The sequence below is a fragment of the Shewanella sp. NKUCC05_KAH genome (genome assembly GCF_019345585.1).
In the GTDB taxonomy this organism is placed as follows: Bacteria; Pseudomonadota; Gammaproteobacteria; order Enterobacterales; family Shewanellaceae; genus Shewanella; species Shewanella oncorhynchi.
The window spans coordinates 36,977-52,470 of record NZ_JAHKQZ010000024.1 but is presented as its reverse complement, the minus strand read 5'-3'; the positions used below and the strand labels follow the sequence as shown (position 1 = coordinate 52,470).

18 protein-coding genes are annotated in these 15,494 nt (G+C 43.7%); 6 read left to right on the top strand and 12 right to left on the bottom strand.

What is annotated here, in order from left to right:
• Positions 1–6: 6 nt before the first annotated feature.
• From traU to KO533_RS19190, 11 genes are read right to left on the bottom strand one after another with little or no spacing between them, the layout of a single operon-like run.
• Positions 7–1,020 carry a conjugal transfer pilus assembly protein TraU gene (gene traU, locus KO533_RS19240; protein ID WP_012197897.1) on the bottom strand — a complete coding sequence of 338 codons (1,014 nt, stop codon included), beginning with the start codon at positions 1,018–1,020 and terminating at the stop codon, positions 7–9.
• A complete protein-coding gene (gene traW, locus KO533_RS19235) occupies positions 1,007–1,708 on the bottom strand; it encodes a type-F conjugative transfer system protein TraW (RefSeq protein ID WP_219255723.1) in 702 nt (233 codons plus the stop codon). Before traW ends, traU begins: the two co-directional genes overlap by 14 nt.
• A complete protein-coding gene (locus KO533_RS19230) occupies positions 1,705–2,076 on the bottom strand; it encodes a TrbI F-type domain-containing protein (protein WP_219255721.1) in 372 nt (123 codons plus the stop codon). Before KO533_RS19230 ends, traW begins: the two co-directional genes overlap by 4 nt.
• 1 nt (position 2,077) lies before the next feature.
• Complete coding sequence (gene traC, locus KO533_RS19225) at positions 2,078–4,666, bottom strand: type IV secretion system protein TraC (protein WP_012197900.1); 2,589 nt, start codon at positions 4,664–4,666, stop codon at positions 2,078–2,080.
• Between the two features lie 3 nt (positions 4,667–4,669).
• The gene (traV, locus tag KO533_RS19220) at positions 4,670–5,125 is read right to left on the bottom strand and encodes a type IV conjugative transfer system lipoprotein TraV (RefSeq protein ID WP_048908698.1); all 456 of its coding nucleotides are present in this window, start codon (positions 5,123–5,125) and stop codon (positions 4,670–4,672) included.
• A gap of 20 nt (positions 5,126–5,145) precedes the next feature.
• Entirely contained in the window at positions 5,146–6,672 is a 1,527-nt protein-coding gene (locus KO533_RS19215; RefSeq protein WP_219255719.1) for a TrbI/VirB10 family protein, read from the bottom strand.
• Complete coding sequence (gene traK / locus KO533_RS19210) at positions 6,669–7,487, bottom strand: type-F conjugative transfer system secretin TraK (RefSeq protein WP_219255717.1); 819 nt, start codon at positions 7,485–7,487, stop codon at positions 6,669–6,671. The genes KO533_RS19215 and traK overlap by 4 nt, the downstream gene beginning before the upstream one ends.
• Complete coding sequence (traE, locus tag KO533_RS19205) at positions 7,487–8,053, bottom strand: type IV conjugative transfer system protein TraE (protein WP_219255715.1); 567 nt, start codon at positions 8,051–8,053, stop codon at positions 7,487–7,489. The genes traK and traE overlap by 1 nt, the downstream gene beginning before the upstream one ends.
• Before the next feature lie 40 nt (positions 8,054–8,093).
• The gene (gene traL / locus KO533_RS19200; protein WP_219255713.1) at positions 8,094–8,396 is read right to left on the bottom strand and encodes a type IV conjugative transfer system protein TraL; all 303 of its coding nucleotides are present in this window, start codon (positions 8,394–8,396) and stop codon (positions 8,094–8,096) included.
• 3 nt (positions 8,397–8,399) lie between these two features.
• Positions 8,400–8,771 carry a hypothetical protein gene (locus KO533_RS19195; protein WP_219255711.1) on the bottom strand — a complete coding sequence of 124 codons (372 nt, stop codon included), beginning with the start codon at positions 8,769–8,771 and terminating at the stop codon, positions 8,400–8,402.
• 52 nt (positions 8,772–8,823) lie between these two features.
• The gene (locus KO533_RS19190) at positions 8,824–9,003 is read right to left on the bottom strand and encodes a TraY domain-containing protein (RefSeq protein ID WP_219255709.1); all 180 of its coding nucleotides are present in this window, start codon (positions 9,001–9,003) and stop codon (positions 8,824–8,826) included.
• 160 nt (positions 9,004–9,163) lie between these two features.
• On the opposite strand from KO533_RS19190, the gene KO533_RS19185 reads away from it, so the two are divergent.
• Entirely contained in the window at positions 9,164–9,781 is a 618-nt protein-coding gene (locus tag KO533_RS19185) for a LexA family transcriptional regulator (protein ID WP_219255707.1), read from the top strand.
• Positions 9,782–10,218: 437 nt separating this feature from the next.
• Complete coding sequence (locus KO533_RS19180; protein ID WP_006087331.1) at positions 10,219–10,950, top strand: hypothetical protein; 732 nt, start codon at positions 10,219–10,221, stop codon at positions 10,948–10,950.
• A 672-nt stretch (positions 10,951–11,622) separates the two neighbouring features.
• Here KO533_RS19180 and KO533_RS19175 read toward each other — a convergent pair.
• Positions 11,623–11,850 carry a hypothetical protein gene (locus KO533_RS19175; protein ID WP_012588988.1) on the bottom strand — a complete coding sequence of 76 codons (228 nt, stop codon included), beginning with the start codon at positions 11,848–11,850 and terminating at the stop codon, positions 11,623–11,625.
• A gap of 168 nt (positions 11,851–12,018) precedes the next feature.
• Here KO533_RS19175 and KO533_RS19170 point away from each other — a divergent pair, with 168 nt between their 5' ends.
• The 4 genes from KO533_RS19170 (at position 12,019) to KO533_RS19155 (ending at position 15,427) form a co-directional block, all read left to right on the top strand.
• Complete coding sequence (locus KO533_RS19170; protein WP_219255705.1) at positions 12,019–13,218, top strand: ParA family protein; 1,200 nt, start codon at positions 12,019–12,021, stop codon at positions 13,216–13,218.
• Positions 13,218–14,315, top strand: coding sequence for a ParB family protein (locus KO533_RS19165; protein ID WP_219255703.1), 1,098 nt, complete (start codon positions 13,218–13,220; stop codon positions 14,313–14,315). The genes KO533_RS19170 and KO533_RS19165 overlap by 1 nt, the downstream gene beginning before the upstream one ends.
• Before the next feature lie 540 nt (positions 14,316–14,855).
• Positions 14,856–15,020: a hypothetical protein gene (locus KO533_RS19160; RefSeq protein ID WP_219255701.1), complete on the top strand. Its 165-nt coding sequence runs from the start codon at positions 14,856–14,858 to the stop codon at positions 15,018–15,020.
• 8 nt (positions 15,021–15,028) lie between these two features.
• The gene (locus KO533_RS19155) at positions 15,029–15,427 is read left to right on the top strand and encodes a hypothetical protein (protein ID WP_219255699.1); all 399 of its coding nucleotides are present in this window, start codon (positions 15,029–15,031) and stop codon (positions 15,425–15,427) included.
• Positions 15,428–15,494: the final 67 nt, after the last annotated feature.

Here is a 15,494-nt window from a genome sequence, read left to right as displayed (position 1 = left end):
TCTTGGTCACAAAAACACGCAATTGCGTTTTTTGAAGTTGATAAAACCAAAGTTATCACCCGACACAGGGTTATCGTGGCCACTCTCCCATATCACCGTTGTGGTGGTGTACGGGTGTCCCCAAAGCGCATCGGGTATGGTGTTGGTCATTTGATAGCGGTAACGGGATTTGGGCATAAGTGGCATTGGCGTTTGATAACAAATCGCGCCATCTTCACCGTGGGATTCCCAAACGATGCCTTGGCGATGCAATTTGTAGTTCAGGCGCTCTAAAATCAACGTACCCGCCTGAATGGGCGTGTCGCGGTAATTGGTGGTGCCAGTCAGGGGGTAGGCACTGCCTTGTGAGCCCATACACCAAAACAGAAAATCAAAAGGCAATATGCTGTTAGTTGAGGTGGCCACGGCTTCGGTTGCACAGGCGAGTTGTGACACTAAATTGCCAAATAAAATGGCTTCGGGATTGAGGATAAATGACAACTCGTCATCATCCCACAGTGGATCTATCTCTGTTAAATAGGCAATGTCGAAATTGTCTGTGGCCATACAGGCTGCGCTTTGCATAATTTGCAGCCAATAAATTACTGGGTATTTGTACCAGTGCCCATGATAAAACGCGCCATCACTGGCATCGTTATCGCGACTTGTAACGCGACCGCCAATTTGGGGGGAATTACTCATGTCGAGCTTCATGCCCATGTTGACCATGCAGTAAGGGACGCGCGTCACGTCCACTAAGGTATCAGGCTCCCAGTAGCCGATATTCAAGCCAATTTGCATAAAAATAGGCGGCGGTTTGGGACAAAATGAAATGGGTGATACGGGGTTGCGCGTATCGGGTAGGCTCCCAGGAATAATAGGCACACTGCCAATGGTCATCGGGAAGATACACGACCAACAAATGTCGGTCATCGGGTTAACGAACGTGCCCGTACAGGCGGCCTGTGCGTTGGCTTGTGAAGGAATTAGACCCATCAATAAAGATAAGGCTACAAGCCACGCGAGTTTAATGTGTCGCATTGTTTGTTTCCTCCATGAATACAGGGAAATTTGACACATCCATTTCACGCACTTGCCACATCACGCCCTCTTGCTTCACGACACTTGGAACGCGCTTAAGTGTTAAGGCGCGGCTGAGGTTTCCTTGCTGGTCAAAGTAAACGCGCGCATCTAATTGGGCATGCAGGGTTTCGGGTTCGCCGCCCGTTAAAATCCATTTGATGTGTTGCTTTTCATGGGTTGTTGCAAACTCTTTGGCCCATAACACTTGCTGCACATCATCCCCATCAAAAAACACCAGCGTTTTACTGAACTCAAACTTACCGACGTTTGCTTTTTGTAGGGCGGGCCATGTCTTGGTATCAAATGGATTAACCCGTGTGCCTTTGGGATAAATCAGATTGCCATTCGCATCATTGATATCTTTGGCCAGCGTTAAGGTGGGATCGACTAAAAACACCTCTGGGGTTTTAGTGGTAATGAGCCCCACCGGACGAGGGCGCTTTACACCCGCTTTGACATTCTCTTGGAATTGCTCGCGCATACTGTCTAGCTCACCCGTTTTTTCAAAGGTTTGCAGACGGTTTTCAATCCACTGCAGCATGTCAATTTCAGCAATCGGGAACACCTGCCCTACGGTGCCGATAGACGCAGCCTTGAGCGGCAATAGTGGGCATAGCGCCAGCATCAGTAGCGCGAATTTATTCATTTAGGCGTGACCTCGCTAGATTGGGCACGGTTCGCCCTGTTTTGCGCATGAAGGGTGTGCAGTAGTGACTGCTGAATTTCTTGGGTGACATTCACGGCGCCACTGACGACGGCGGGGCTGACTAACACCACGACATGATTTTCGAGAGCGTATTCACGAACCACATCATCGAGTGTTTGGGTAAATCGAGTGATTTCTTTTTCGCGTTGTTCGTCGGATAGCTCGCTTTGACCGATTGATTGGTGAAAGCTCGCCACCGTTTCGTTAATGTCATACTCGACAATACTGGGTTCGCGCGTTACCCAGAGGGTTATCATGACGCTCAGCGTCACCAGCCATAAAAAGGCTTGAATAAGGTTTTTTTCCATTTTATGCGGCCTCTTTGTGGGTTGCTGCTGCGGACAAAATGGCATCAAAACGGGCCATATCATCGGGATAGAAATGTTGGGCTGTCAGTTCAATGGCATCGAGTAACGGCATGCCGCCTTTAATAAGGTTCTCACAATGCTCAAATTCTTTGGGTTCAGTTGAGAGCATGGCGCGCGACCATGGATCGGCAAAAATCCGGTGAAAGGACACTAGCCCGCCCGCTTTGAGCATGACGCAGGAATGACCCGCATCATTGGCGCGGGGGAATGACTTGATCATGTGTTGCTCGAAGGGCGAGAAGTGGTCAGGATGCTTGTTCAAGAAATCCCCAAAGCCATCACCTTGGCGCAAGGTGATATGAATATCTGAACTGTTCAGTGCCGCTTCGGCCTCGGCGTTGGCAAAGAAGTCGTTCATGCCTTGCGTTACTGTGGCAAAGCTGCCGCCGAACTTACGCACTGTGCGATAACCTTCGTTGATGAAATCCTTACTTTGCGCATTCGCGCCGCTCATGAGCGACCACGCTTCTTCAATCACACAGATTTTCGGAATAGAACGTTGGCCCGATAAGTACATTTGTTGGCTAATCGTCACCATCAACGCGAAAATCACCGGACGTTGTAGCTCGCCTTTAAATCCATCGAGTTCAAGCGTGGTGATATCGATATTGGGATCGAGCATCGAGGGCTTATTGAAAATTGCGCCATGAATACCGCTTGAACAGAACTTGTTTAATTGCGCGGCGATATCACTGATACGAGTATCGTCATTTTTTTGCGCGGCAATGTCATAGAGTGCCTTTTGCACATCGTCAATCAGCGTGTCGTTACCGCATTTTTGCCATGCCAGCAAAATAGCATCGCCGAGTAATGCCGTCTGAAATCCGGTGAGCTTTTCATCAGGTGATGCCATGGTGGCGATAAGCGCGGTGATGTTTCCCAACACTTCGGTGATGGGATCAATGGCTTGACCTTCATCATCGAGGATTGGGCCAAAAGTACCCGCATCCCGCACGCTTAAAACTTTGCCTAAGTGGGTAAACGGGTTTAGGAAAATCTGCGAACTATCGAGATAGACGCCGCCTAATGTTTGAGTGAGTTTTTTGTAACTCTGACCCTTGTCAAGAATCCATGCCTTGCCCCCTTTGGCAAAAATCGATTTTACTAAGGCTTGCATGAAGAATGACTTCCCTGCCCCTGAGCCGCCCGTGATGGCCATGTTGTAGTTATCACTGCCGCAGTTAAACGGATCGAAATAGCTAATTTGATGGCGCATTGTTGGCAAGAGTAACCCTGCGGATAAGCGTTTGTAGTCTGCAACAATCGGTAAAAAGTTCACCAAGTTTGAGGTTTTCATCATGAAACACAGGCCCGCTTTTTGGCTGTCTTTCATAAAGCCTTCGCTCATTGAGAACGGGAGGGTGGACAGTGTGCACATGCCTTGCAGTTTATTGTTTCGGATTAAATCAATGCCTGCCGTGCGAAATGTCGCAATCGCCTTTGAGGTGTCGTGGCGGTGCTTCTCTTCTGTCGTATACAGGGTGACATTCAATGTCATGGTGGTGATTTTAAAGGCGTGTGAGCTGAGTCCTTTTTGTATCTCCTTGCGTTCAGCCAGTTCATCCGCGGCACTGGGGATTAACAACCGCATAGGGGAGTTGACCGTTTTCGTTAGTGAGCCAATTTTGCTGTCGTTACGGGTTGTTTGCTCACCCGTTTTATTAATATAAAACGACACGCTGACACGGTAAGGGCATTGAACACTGTTCATGGTGTAACTGAGTGATGCAATACAGTTGGGAAACGCATATAGCCTAAAGTCGTTCGGCAGCCCTTTAAGCCCTAGATTGATTAGGGTGGTATCGACACTGTTGTCTGATTGCATCGGTGTGTGACGGATATTGACCGAATCACGATTAATGATGAACTCACTGTCAGGGCTGAGAATTTGGGTGTTGAGAGGTTGATACTCGTTATATTTAGCGGGTGTGACGCGATCTTGTTGATGCGAAAAATTTAAGTGTTCGCGGCAATGCTCAATCAGATCGTCAGCGCCTAAGCGGCGAATGTGCATGCCTGTTTGCGCCAGTTCTGACTCAACGCCAAGACGCATATCCAGCAGTGCAGGCATGTCCTCGGTGGTTGAAACAAAGAAAAACCCTTTGGTGTTCTTTAAATCGTAGTGGTATGCGCTGCTGAGCTTGGTGCCAAAGCCTTTGGTCGAACTGTGTTTGGCATAGATAGCTTCATTATTAGCAAATTTATCGCAAATGGCATTGCGACCACTGAGCAGCGCTTGATTTTGCTCGATGAGTTCACCGACTTGGTTGTTACCCACCATGACGAATTGATAGTGCCATTTGTCGCCCTCTGGCAGTGTGCACACCAAGGCGTTCATGGTTTTGATCAAGTCGTCATTAGCCCCGCCAAACAGCGAAATGGCAAAGCCAAAACCAAGCGTATTGGCATTTTCAAATACTTGTTCGGCATCATCATAAATGCGATAGGGCAATTCATGATGCAGATGGTTGTGCTGCTGTTTGCTGCTGGCATAGAGTGCGCCGAGATCGTCTTTAATACGTTGTTTCATGGCTTAATCCTGCTTGATGTATTTGGCAGGTCTACCCGTCCAACGGCTCTTATCGACCACGATGTAGACATCGCTGGTATCAACGTAATCACCTTGCTCATTGAGATACGGGAAGATTGTTACTTTTTGGACTGACTCAGAGGTGCGCAGCGGTACACCGTGGCGGTCGCGGCGTGGCAATGGGATAAAGTCTTGTTGTTGGCTCGCGAGCTTGGGAAGTGCAGTTGTGCTTTGGCCGCTTAAGGCCGTCACCGCAGGGCTTTGTGCTTGTGGCTGATTGAACACACCACTGTCGGTAAGTTGCCTCACTTCCATCATATTGGTACAGCCATTGATGCCGCCCACCTTATCGCAGGAATAGTCACCATCCAGCCCTGCTGCACAGCCACTTAATAGCCATGAAGCCAGTGCGATAATACCGGTGTTACGTAATGCATTTTTGCTCATGATTGGGTTCAAAATGTCACTCCTTAAATGAATTAATTCGCACGGCCAAAGGCTGAGTTAACTGGGGGGCGTTGGCCTTGTTGGTTATATTGCTGCTGTGGTGTAGGCGTGTTTGCGCCTTGGGCCTGCGGCTTAATATTCCCTGGCATCTGTTCTAAAAGTGGGTTGCTGATCGTGTTGAGGATTTGCGCTGTGGCACTGACAGGATTTTGGGCTTGTTGCGCTAGCGCTTCTTCGTATTCTTGAATGCCAACCGGATCGAGTGGGAAGCCTTTCAGGAAAACGATGTTGACGGTATTGCCTGGATTTAGCTCAATAATCGGGTGGTATTGCTCAGCTAATTTGATGTAGTAATCAGCAAGTTTGCTACCCACGCTTGAACTGGCACTGCCGGCTAAGTTGAGCAGTGCATCGGCCCCATTGACGCTTGAAGTTGACCCTAGCGCTGAGTTCGATGTGGTTTGGCTCAGTGCTTTACCTGTCTCACCAATGCCCGTCAAAATGCCGCTAATGCCCGCCATTTGAACGATTTTGCCGTTCTTCATAATGGCAGTACCGCGAATGCCATTGCGGCCATAGTTAAATACGGTCGCCTCGACAGGAATGTCGATGATTTCATCTTCAAAAATACAGCTGAGGCGAGTGGTGCGCACAATGCCGCGACTCGATGAGATTTCCCCGTAAGCTGCACCGAGAACCGTGCAGTTATTGAGCTTTGAGGGCTTGCCGTTAGGTAGTACACCTTGGTTAGTGGTTTGGAATACCATCGGCACCGTATCGCCTTGGCCATTCACACCCGCATTGGCATCTGCGCCGCCCGTAACGACAGCCGTTACAAACGTACCTGCAGGAACATAGTTCTCAGGGGTGCGTTTTTTCGGCAGGTTTTCTTCTGGCGTTTCCCAATTTAATGCAAAGGAATCGATGCCATTTTGGGTTGCAGGTGGCGGGATAGCGCCGCCTTGATAGGGGGCAGCATACCCGCTTTGTCCGTCACCCACGCTCGGGCGTGGTGGCAGCGTTTGTTCACCTAAGTAGCGTGTGCTTTGCCTAACGGGATAGGCAGATGCATCGATGCCCTCTGTCGAAAATTCATCGGTGACATTGCTATGCTGCATTGCATTTGCGGTAGCGGCATTAATCTTATCATCAATTCTTTCAGACACGGTCAGTTGGAACGTCTCTAAATTACGCTTTAAATCAAGGCGATTAGCTTCATTGCTGCGCTCAATGGCTTGCATGCTGCTCAGCATTTTATCAATCGTTTTTTGTTGCTTATCTAAGGCAATTTGTTGTGCGGTGAGCGCAGACTGATTGTCTTTCTCGGTGAAATCTTTATCAATCACGGCACCAAAATCGATTGGATTGCCCGCTGCGGTTTCAGGAGCACGTTTTGGGGCAGACATATAGGCGTCGCCCGCTAAATAGAGGGCACCGAGTACCGTGGCCCCCACCCCTGCAATCACCCAATTGCGTTTTTTATTGGCTTCATTTAACGCACTGCCTTGCTCAAAGTCGGCTTCGGGGTCTTTTTTGAAGTAGTCTAGGAGTTGCTTCATTGCATGCTCTCCCCGCCCGAGACCACAAAGAGGTGGCCTGTTTGCTTTGGTGCCAATTCATAGGTTGATAAGGCAGCGGCTCGCGTCGTTGGGGAGTAGAACTGCGCCGTGGTGAGGGTGACAGGGAGTGCTGCGTGATTGGTTACGCGATAAATGATGCCGTTGAAATGCTTACCTGTGAACACGAAAGCAGGTTCTGTCGTCAGTCCTGCTGGTTTGGGCATTTGTTGCTCATTTAAGCGAGTAAACATCGCGTCATCGATAGATGTTTCCGTGCCTCTAGGCTCGTTATTTGTCGGTTCTCGTTCAGCAGGGGCACTAACTACATGCACACGATAACCGTCAATCGGTTTGCCTGTGTTCAGGTAACGGATCATTTGCGCGGTAAACTCCGTCATCATTGTGGGGTAAGGGGTTTTCTTATCGAAAACGGAGGGTTGTTCTTCGCGATAATGTTCTGCAGTGAAGATAGAGGTCACGGCAGGAATGGCTTTAGGGCTGATGAATAAGCCGAAATGTCTGCCCTTTTCTGTTGATACATAGGCTGTGAATGGCATGGCCAGATTGAGGTTAACGCGCGCTGCACCGGATTTATCCGATTTCGTGCCAGTGACAACGCAAAATCCTTCTGGACAATCAATCGAGGTGATTTTGTCTCCTTCCACGACTAAGCGGTTGATATCAACACTCGACAGCTCGATAGGAACCGTTTCGCTGTCATTGAATCCATAGTGTTTTGGGGGCGTATTTGCCGCTAACACGCTCATAGGAAAAAGCGCGCAGGCTGCGAAAACAAGTGGGTTAGCAATCTTCATTATTTAACGTCCTTTTGCACTTTCTTAATGGCTTTGAGCGACAGTTGGCCATGGTCATAATTCATGGCAATGATGTAGCTGATGGTTTCGGGTTCTAGCGCGCGTTTGCCCACATATTTGTTTAACGTGCCCGTTATTTTGACGAGACGATCATCAAGGGCAATTTGGGTTTCATTGATGGTGAAGTGACTGCTGATGTTTTGTTTTTTAATCATGGCGGCATCTTCAACCAGTAAAGGTTGCATCTGATGCCAATCAGCTTCATCGATATAGCTCGCGAGCTGTTTGTACTGATGGTCTACCGAAGCGGGCGTGACATTGAGTTTTAGAAAGGCAAAGTATTCGGCCATTTGCTGTAAATACGGTTCATCTATAGACGTGTCTGATACGGTAAAGGCTGCGCTGATGGTCGGTGGTACAACGGTGCGGCTTTTATTGAAGTAGGCCATCCATACAATACTTGCTAGGACCGTGTTACTGATCATGGCTACGGTAAAGCCGATTAACAGAAGCGTGTTGAGGGATTTTGCAATGCGGATAAAGTCGATTTTGTTCTTTTGTAACATGGGGCATCCTTAGGGGGATAGGCCCCCTAATTCACATCATTTAACGTAACCAGTAGCGGCGACAGGCCGCAGGTGTTCGTTTTAAAAATGATGCGCTAAATTCTGCAGGGGCATACCAATAGGCGGTGAGGCGTAACACGCACATGCCGTATTGCGATTTCATTCTGCGCATCCCTAAAAACCATGAAGAGGCTAGTACCATGCCAATGAGCGCGTGATCCATCATGAATAACACGGCAAAAAAAACTAAGGCTGGGACAAGTTCATCCATCGCGAACCCTAATAGCGTAGGGGTGTTGTTGAGGTGTTTAGGGATGCTAAAAAACTGAGTGGGGTTATCCACGGTCTATAGACCTACGACCTTTAACCCAACGTTGATGAAAATGATGCCAACGATAAAACCCCCGATGGCTTTTCCCCAGTCTCTGGTTAAAAATCCCGTGAGAGCACCTACACATAAACCCGCCACCAGAATGGCAAATTGTGCTGTTGAACCTGTGCCAACGGTATCAACAATCTCATTTTTAGCGGGGGCGAATATGTCTATGGCATGTACATCCCAAGACAACAGCAAAGTAGCGACGACACAAATGATGAATAGGAAAGTGCAGCGCATTATGAATATGGTGCTATCACTGGGTATATGTTTTGCGAGTCTTAGAATTTCTTCGTTTACTTCACTTTGTTGTGCGCTAGTTTGTTGGGTTTTGGTAGTCATATAACACTTCCTTAGTATTGCGATCCCATTTTGGGATCGTGATGGTAAAAAATTATGATTTGTCGGTTCCGATTATTCCCATGCCCATATCTTCGAATCGATTCAGGTGATCTTTAAGCCTTGCTTGAGCTTCTTTTCGTTTAGAACGTTCATTTTTCAAAGCCGATTTAGTCAGTAGTTCATTGAACTCTGCTTCAAGTTTTACGTTAACGTGGGTTGGTTTTAGGTCCATTAGTAATTAATTCCGGTACTTAATTGACGTAATATTGAGCGGATACTAACTTGATATTTCTGTGAAGTAAAGTTTAACTTTATCTGAGTAAAGGCACAATTTATATAACTCGCGTGATACTTGATACAAACTATCAAGCCTTTAACAAATATGAGCAGCCATGAGCAGCGGAATAGGTAAAAGAATTAAGGAACTGCGGGTTAGTAAGGGATACACACAAAAATCGTTAGCAAAAAAGTTATCAGTTACGCCAATGGCTATTTCACAATGGGAAACTGACAAAACTGAGCCAAAGGGTTCTCATTTGAGAGCCTTTTGTACTTTATTTGACGTTAGTTTAGAGTGGCTTAGTACTGGTTCAACTAAAGCGAGTGTGAATTTTGATAGCAAGTTAGGTAGTGTTTCTGTGCCATATGCAGAAATTCAAAATTTAACAAGAAGTGCAATTGGTTCACATTTTGTGATAGATGCTAGCTTTCTTGACGGTGTAGACATAAAGAATGCACTTTGTATTGAAGTTATCGGTAATGCAATGGAGCCTATACTGCCTGATTTGTCTTTAGTGATAATAGATACAAGTGATACTTTTATTAAAGATGGTAAGTATTATGTTTTAAAACAGGGCGATAGAGTGTGGGTGAAAATATTATCATATACATCGTCAGGGATTAGGGTTAAAAGTTTTAACACTGACTACAAAGATGAGATTTACACATTTCAGGAGTTTGCAAAATTTGAAGTAATGGGAAAAGTTAAATGCCAAATTACAACTAGATAAAGTTAATCTATAGTTGAAAAGTTATTCGTGCTAACCTACAATTACTACAGATTTTGAAGCAAAAGTGCATTACATAGCACGCTACTACATAGTTATCTATGTAGTGTATTTTTCAAAATTAGAGTGTGTTGGGGGTGGTTCCCTGACGTGAAGCATTCGACAACAAAGCCGACTTACCACATGGGTCGGCTTTTTTGTGCCTAAAATTCAAGCCATTGAAAGATCGTTGATCTTTGCGATCGATCAGATTATAGTGATCTGCAATGTTTGAACTAACCATTCAAACAGCCCTAAAACATGTGGAATCAATATAATGCCTAATTATTTCAATGGCTGCGTACTTTTGCAGCACCCAAATTTAAGACACTTAAACCCCATATGCCAGCGTCAGTTGATCTTGAGATCATCTTTTCGTGAGTGCGTTGTGGTAGTGTCTCATGCAAAAATCTAGCGCAGATAAAGCACGTCAGAAGCGTCAGAGACTACGAAACGAAAAACGCGCAGCTGCTCTTCATGTAAAAAATAATAAGCATGATGTGGGCTCGAATGCCTATAAAGCTAGTCTTGACGGTTTTAAGCTTAAAGGTAGCCGTTTACCTCGATATTTTAATGTGGTGATCAACAATGCGCGCCGGCTGATTTATAGCCGAAAGTTAGACGTTGATAATGGTGGCGTATCACGAACTATGTCAGAACGTACTAAGCGAAAGCTATTTGAGATATCAGTTACATTGATAACTACATGCGATCTTATGAGCGGCCAAGTGGGTAAAGCTAAAAACATAGGGTTCGATCCTACCAGCCATGATGCACTCATGCTTGCTCACGCTAAGCGCTGGGGTGAAGCGATACCAAGCTCAACTTGGTATCGCTTTATCGATATGCTTAAACTTGCAGGCGTCTACCTGGTTCAAGAAGTTAAAAAAGCTGACGAAGAAGGTACTATTCGTTCTCGCGCAGCTTATAAGTGGCTATCACCTCAATTTTTACAATCGATCGGTGTTTATTCCGATGATATAAGAGCGCAAATTAAGTTTTCGTATCAAAAAGCTCTTGATAATGGTTTATCGTTTACATGGCGCTGCTTCAAGCGGCAGCTGCCATTGAGGCAACGATTTACGGCAGATATGTTTTTCTCCTCTAACGTTAATCCCCCCAGTACGCATTAATCGCTATTTTAAGCTTACCGTCATATGGCGGCGTCCTTCCCTACCCCAACGATAAATAACAGCTAATTTTGCTAGTTAAAGGCTTACATTTCACTAAATTTTCATATCTCTCTGATAGCGATTGACGTTAACTCGTATGTTTTTCCCATAGGTTCGAATCTCTTGTGGATAAGGTATGTATATCCTTATTAAATTGGGAGTAAGAAAAAGGAGTAAAATTCGGGAGTCCAAAAGCTTTTTTCTTTTAAGAGCTTACTTATTAGTAAAAGATAACTTATTAAAAGGAATCAAAAGCAGTGGATAAATCCACTAAACACATAATGCCTCGCCAATTCCTAGCTAACGCTAGGGGCGATATCTAAAAGCAGCGCTGTAAGTCAATTTTGTCTACGACCGTTAAAATTCAAACGCGCTGTATAGTCAGTCGTTAAAGAAAAAAGCGTCTAGCAGAAGGAATTTTGCAAGCTAAGTGCCAAAGTGCCAAAGTGGCGAAGAAATGGTGTGAAACTGAGATTTCCAAAAGCAAGAGGAGTTGATTCATATAAAATGGTTGAACCATTTTATTATAAGATCACTTGAGTATGAGAGAAGTAGCAAGAAAGATTAAAAATTGATAAAGGTATTTAGACCTGGCATTAAAGAGCAGGAACTTAATCCCTGCTCTCTATGGGTTTATTGTTGGAGTGTTAATTGTTTAAATACTCGCTGTTGTAACCAATCAGGTTTCGTTACTAACCATTGAATCAACAATCCCGATGGGATCATTGGTAAGTCAATTAGACGCGCTTTTTCAATTTGGTTATACTGAAATTGTGACATAAGTTTAGTTACCTTTATCCTAGGTTGTGGCACAGGCCAGTGATGATCTTGACCATCATCATTGGCCGTATTTTTATCCATCATTTCTCATTTCAATACCCTCAACTTCCGTATTTCGTTGTTTGGCCACATTAACAGTCTGACCAAATTCAGGTATTTTTACCTTTAAAATAGCAATTCCGTCGAATATGAGTATACACCTTAAATATTAAGGTATACACTTATATTTAATTATTTAAGGAGAATTTCATGGATAGCATGCAAACAACAGAAACTTTTCAAGTGCTTAAAATGGGGGCTGATGCCTATATTAAGCGACGTAACCAACGGTTATTGTCTAATCACCGGAAAGAGTTGCGAAAATTTACGCGTGCGGAAGCCTTTACCTATTTGGACATTGATGCAAAAACACTTGATAAATATGTATCTACAGCAGATTTTGATCCAAGACGGCATGAAGATTCTCAATGGCTAATCAACATAGAAGAAATGTATCAGTTACGAGATTTGCTACCAGAAAACTTGCGTAAAGCATCTAAATTTAAGCGCAGTGATAACCAAAAAATGCAGGTTATTGTTATACAAAATCAAAAAGGTGGTGTTGGTAAAACAGTTTCTGCCGCAACAATCGCTTCAGGCTTGGCAACAGAGTTTCATCAAGAGTATCGAGTAGGCCTTATCGATATGGATGGTCAAGCTACTTTGTCCATGTATTACGCTCCTGAAGCGGATCTAGAAGGTTGTTTATCTGTTGGCGATCTTATGATGAATAATTTTGATCTAGATGAAGGTGAGACACTTGAACAAGTCGTTTCAAACGCATTCTTATCTACAACTATACCTAACCTCCGTATTTTGCCGGCATCACAAAGTGATAGAGCTATTGAAGGTTGGTTTCATGAACAAGTATTTGGTCAAAAGTTAAAGTCTCCTTACTCCCTTTTGAACACGATCATCAATGCTGTTCAAGATGAATTTGATATCATCATTATCGATACCCCTCCCTCATTAGGGTATGCAACTTATAATGCTTATTTTGCTGCTACCAGTGTAGTTTTCCCGTTGTCCATCACAGAAAACGACATTGATGCTACTTGTTCCTATTTTAGTTATATCCCTCAAGTGTGGGCTTTATTGGCTAATGCGAATCATCATGGTTATGACTTTATGAAGATTTTAATTACCAATCATCGTGATAGCGCAACAACAACTGATCTAATGAATAGTTTATACGATCATTTTGCGCCTTATATGTACTCAAATGAATTTAAACATAGTGAAGCTATTCGTCAGTCATCTTCGTTGCTTTCAACCGTGTTCGATATGTCTAAGAGTGAATACCCGAAGAGTAAAGCGACGTTCCAAAGTGCACAGCAAAATTGTTATGAAGTAACCAGCCAAGTTCTAAGAGATATTGTGAACGTCTGGCGTGAACAGGAGCAAGCATAATGGCTAAAAAACGCGGAGTAATGAGCCCGCTAGGTAATGCTGTTGGTGCCGAAGAAGCACAAAAAAATGCTGCCAAAGCTAATATTGAGTCTTTAAAACGCCAAATAACTACTGAAATTGAAAAAGTAAGTGAAGACGTAACGTTATCTCTTCAAAATTTATTTGGCCTTGAATCTATAGGTAAAAGCTTCTTATGGCAATTAGCTTCGGGTGCTACCGCTACATTTACCGAAGCAACGTTATCATATGAACAAGTTCGCGATAGTACCTATGTGACTTTTGATGTTAACGGGCGTGACCAGGCATTATTAAATGCAGATTCTCTACAAGATCTCGATTCATTAGCCTTTCAGCAATTTTACCCAGCAGTTGCTAGAGAAGTGAATGGTAAACTCGATGTGCTAGATGGTTCTCGACGCAGAGCTTGGTTTTTACTGCAAAATGGTGAAGTTGATATATTTCGCATACTGGTAACTAAAGATGATATTTCACTTTCAGATGCTAAAGCTCTAGCTAAACAGCTCCAAACCGCAAAAGAACATAACCTACGTGAAATAGGCCAACAATGCTTATCTTTGGAAAAAGCGAATCCTAAGATTACACAGGCTGAAGTAGCTGCTCAACTTGGAATGAGTCAGGCTGGTGTGAGTAAAGCTTTAAAAGCCGCTAAGGTCGATGAACGTTTAGTGAAGCTTTTTCCTGTAGCTAATGACTTGTCACATACTGACTACGCTTTGCTTAACAAAGTTATGGAAGTATATGAATTTGAAGATGAATTAGTATCATTCATAAATGATTTGACTAAAAAAGTTGTCATTATTCAGGCTGAATATTCAAGGGAAGAACGAAAATCCGCTATCACCAAAGCGATAAAATCAGGACTTCAGACCGCTAAAGATATGAAGGATAAAGCACAGGTTAGTGTTACTAATCTTGCGACATTTGACAGCTCAGGTATTTATGCAAGAAAGCGTATCAAAGGGCGCAACTTTGCATATGAATTTGGTCGACTGTCATTGGATATTCAACAGCAGTTAGATGTTGCTATTGCTGATGTTTTGAAAAAAAATAAATTTAACACAACATCTGATTTTTAATTTTCAGTAAAATTTTAATAAGATTATTACTTCGATCTTGATACATAATACGTATAGTACACTTATTACATACTAAATAGCTCTGGTCACACCTTACATATTACCGACATATAGCAGTTGATAACTTATGATTATCTACTGTTATCGATTATTTCGCTGTATATAACTTTGGTTTGAGGTGTACTGAAAATTGCGAATAATTTTTTGTACTACAGGGCTGACACTGGTTTGGTTAATCCACCAACAGAGGGGACAAGGTGAACCGCAAGATGACCGGTAATAAAAAAAGATATTATTAATGCGCTGGATACTATTTTTGCTGCTATTGCTATTTACCACAGTTGTCAGATCGTCACAGTCGGTCCAACCCTAAAAATCTCGAATGGCGCCATATGGTCGGTTCCTACTCAGATAAACTTTATGTACCCTGCAAACAGCGCATAAATACTGAGACGTTAGCTCAATGAGGTATTAATGAGCAATTATATTGATCCAAAGGATTTTTCACACTTTCTCGATTCTCAGAAAGGAGAACGAGAAATGTCCAAGTTTATAGAGGAAAACCCTGAAGTCTTGTATTGGATTTTTTGCCGTTTGAGCGGTCATTGCAGGTTTATGTTTCGTGAGTTTCCCTTAGGAAGCCAATATATTGCTGACTATGTAATTCTGATGCGTACAAATTTAACCGTGGCTATTCAATATTAAGGATGTTTATGTTTAGTTTTTTCAGAAAAAGTAAAATTGAGTACGGTGCAAAAAAAGCATTGGAAGAATCAGGAGTTAATGCTGCTAATTACGCAGACTATTTCAGATTCATTAAAGGATTAGGTTTTATTAATGCATTGGATGCATCAAAAGAGGCATTAACCCTGCCAATGCAGAGTATTTGCTTTGCTTTTGCAACTTTAGATCTAATGCGGTTGTGCTGCCAAATGCATGGGCAAACTTCAAATTTAGTAGTTGTACAGCAATCTTTGGATTATTTAGCAGAAGCATTGAGATTTCAAATTTCAGTCTCGGCTAATCCAGAGTACAGTGAGAGAAATGCTAACATTCTTTTAGACGCTATAACAAAAGATGCTCGTAACTTCATAAAAGAGAGCGCTCAGTAATGGTTAAGTGTAAATGCGCGCATAACAAGGCCAGTCAATCTGATCTTCAAATTCCGTCTTCATTTTT

Excerpts from the sequence above, each read along its gene's own strand:
- traC (WP_012197900.1), bottom strand. The coding sequence starts at position 4,666 with ATGAAACAACGTATTAAAGACGATCTCGGCGCACTCTATGCCAGCAGC.
- KO533_RS19185 (WP_219255707.1), top strand. The coding sequence starts at position 9,164 with ATGAGCAGCGGAATAGGTAAAAGAATTAAGGAACTGCGGGTTAGTAAG.
- KO533_RS19170 (WP_219255705.1), top strand. The coding sequence starts at position 12,019 with ATGGATAGCATGCAAACAACAGAAACTTTTCAAGTGCTTAAAATGGGG.
- KO533_RS19160 (WP_219255701.1), top strand. The coding sequence starts at position 14,856 with ATGTCCAAGTTTATAGAGGAAAACCCTGAAGTCTTGTATTGGATTTTT.
- traE (WP_219255715.1), bottom strand. The coding sequence starts at position 8,053 with ATGTTACAAAAGAACAAAATCGACTTTATCCGCATTGCAAAATCCCTC.
- traK (WP_219255717.1), bottom strand. The coding sequence starts at position 7,487 with ATGAAGATTGCTAACCCACTTGTTTTCGCAGCCTGCGCGCTTTTTCCT.
- KO533_RS19180 (WP_006087331.1), top strand. The coding sequence starts at position 10,219 with ATGCAAAAATCTAGCGCAGATAAAGCACGTCAGAAGCGTCAGAGACTA.
- KO533_RS19215 (WP_219255719.1), bottom strand. The coding sequence starts at position 6,672 with ATGAAGCAACTCCTAGACTACTTCAAAAAAGACCCCGAAGCCGACTTT.
- KO533_RS19190 (WP_219255709.1), bottom strand. The coding sequence starts at position 9,003 with ATGGACCTAAAACCAACCCACGTTAACGTAAAACTTGAAGCAGAGTTC.
- KO533_RS19175 (WP_012588988.1), bottom strand. The coding sequence starts at position 11,850 with ATGGATAAAAATACGGCCAATGATGATGGTCAAGATCATCACTGGCCT.
- traU (WP_012197897.1), bottom strand. The coding sequence starts at position 1,020 with ATGCGACACATTAAACTCGCGTGGCTTGTAGCCTTATCTTTATTGATG.
- KO533_RS19195 (WP_219255711.1), bottom strand. The coding sequence starts at position 8,771 with ATGACTACCAAAACCCAACAAACTAGCGCACAACAAAGTGAAGTAAAC.
- KO533_RS19165 (WP_219255703.1), top strand. The coding sequence starts at position 13,218 with ATGGCTAAAAAACGCGGAGTAATGAGCCCGCTAGGTAATGCTGTTGGT.
- KO533_RS19155 (WP_219255699.1), top strand. The coding sequence starts at position 15,029 with ATGTTTAGTTTTTTCAGAAAAAGTAAAATTGAGTACGGTGCAAAAAAA.
- KO533_RS19230 (WP_219255721.1), bottom strand. The coding sequence starts at position 2,076 with ATGGAAAAAAACCTTATTCAAGCCTTTTTATGGCTGGTGACGCTGAGC.
- traW (WP_219255723.1), bottom strand. The coding sequence starts at position 1,708 with ATGAATAAATTCGCGCTACTGATGCTGGCGCTATGCCCACTATTGCCG.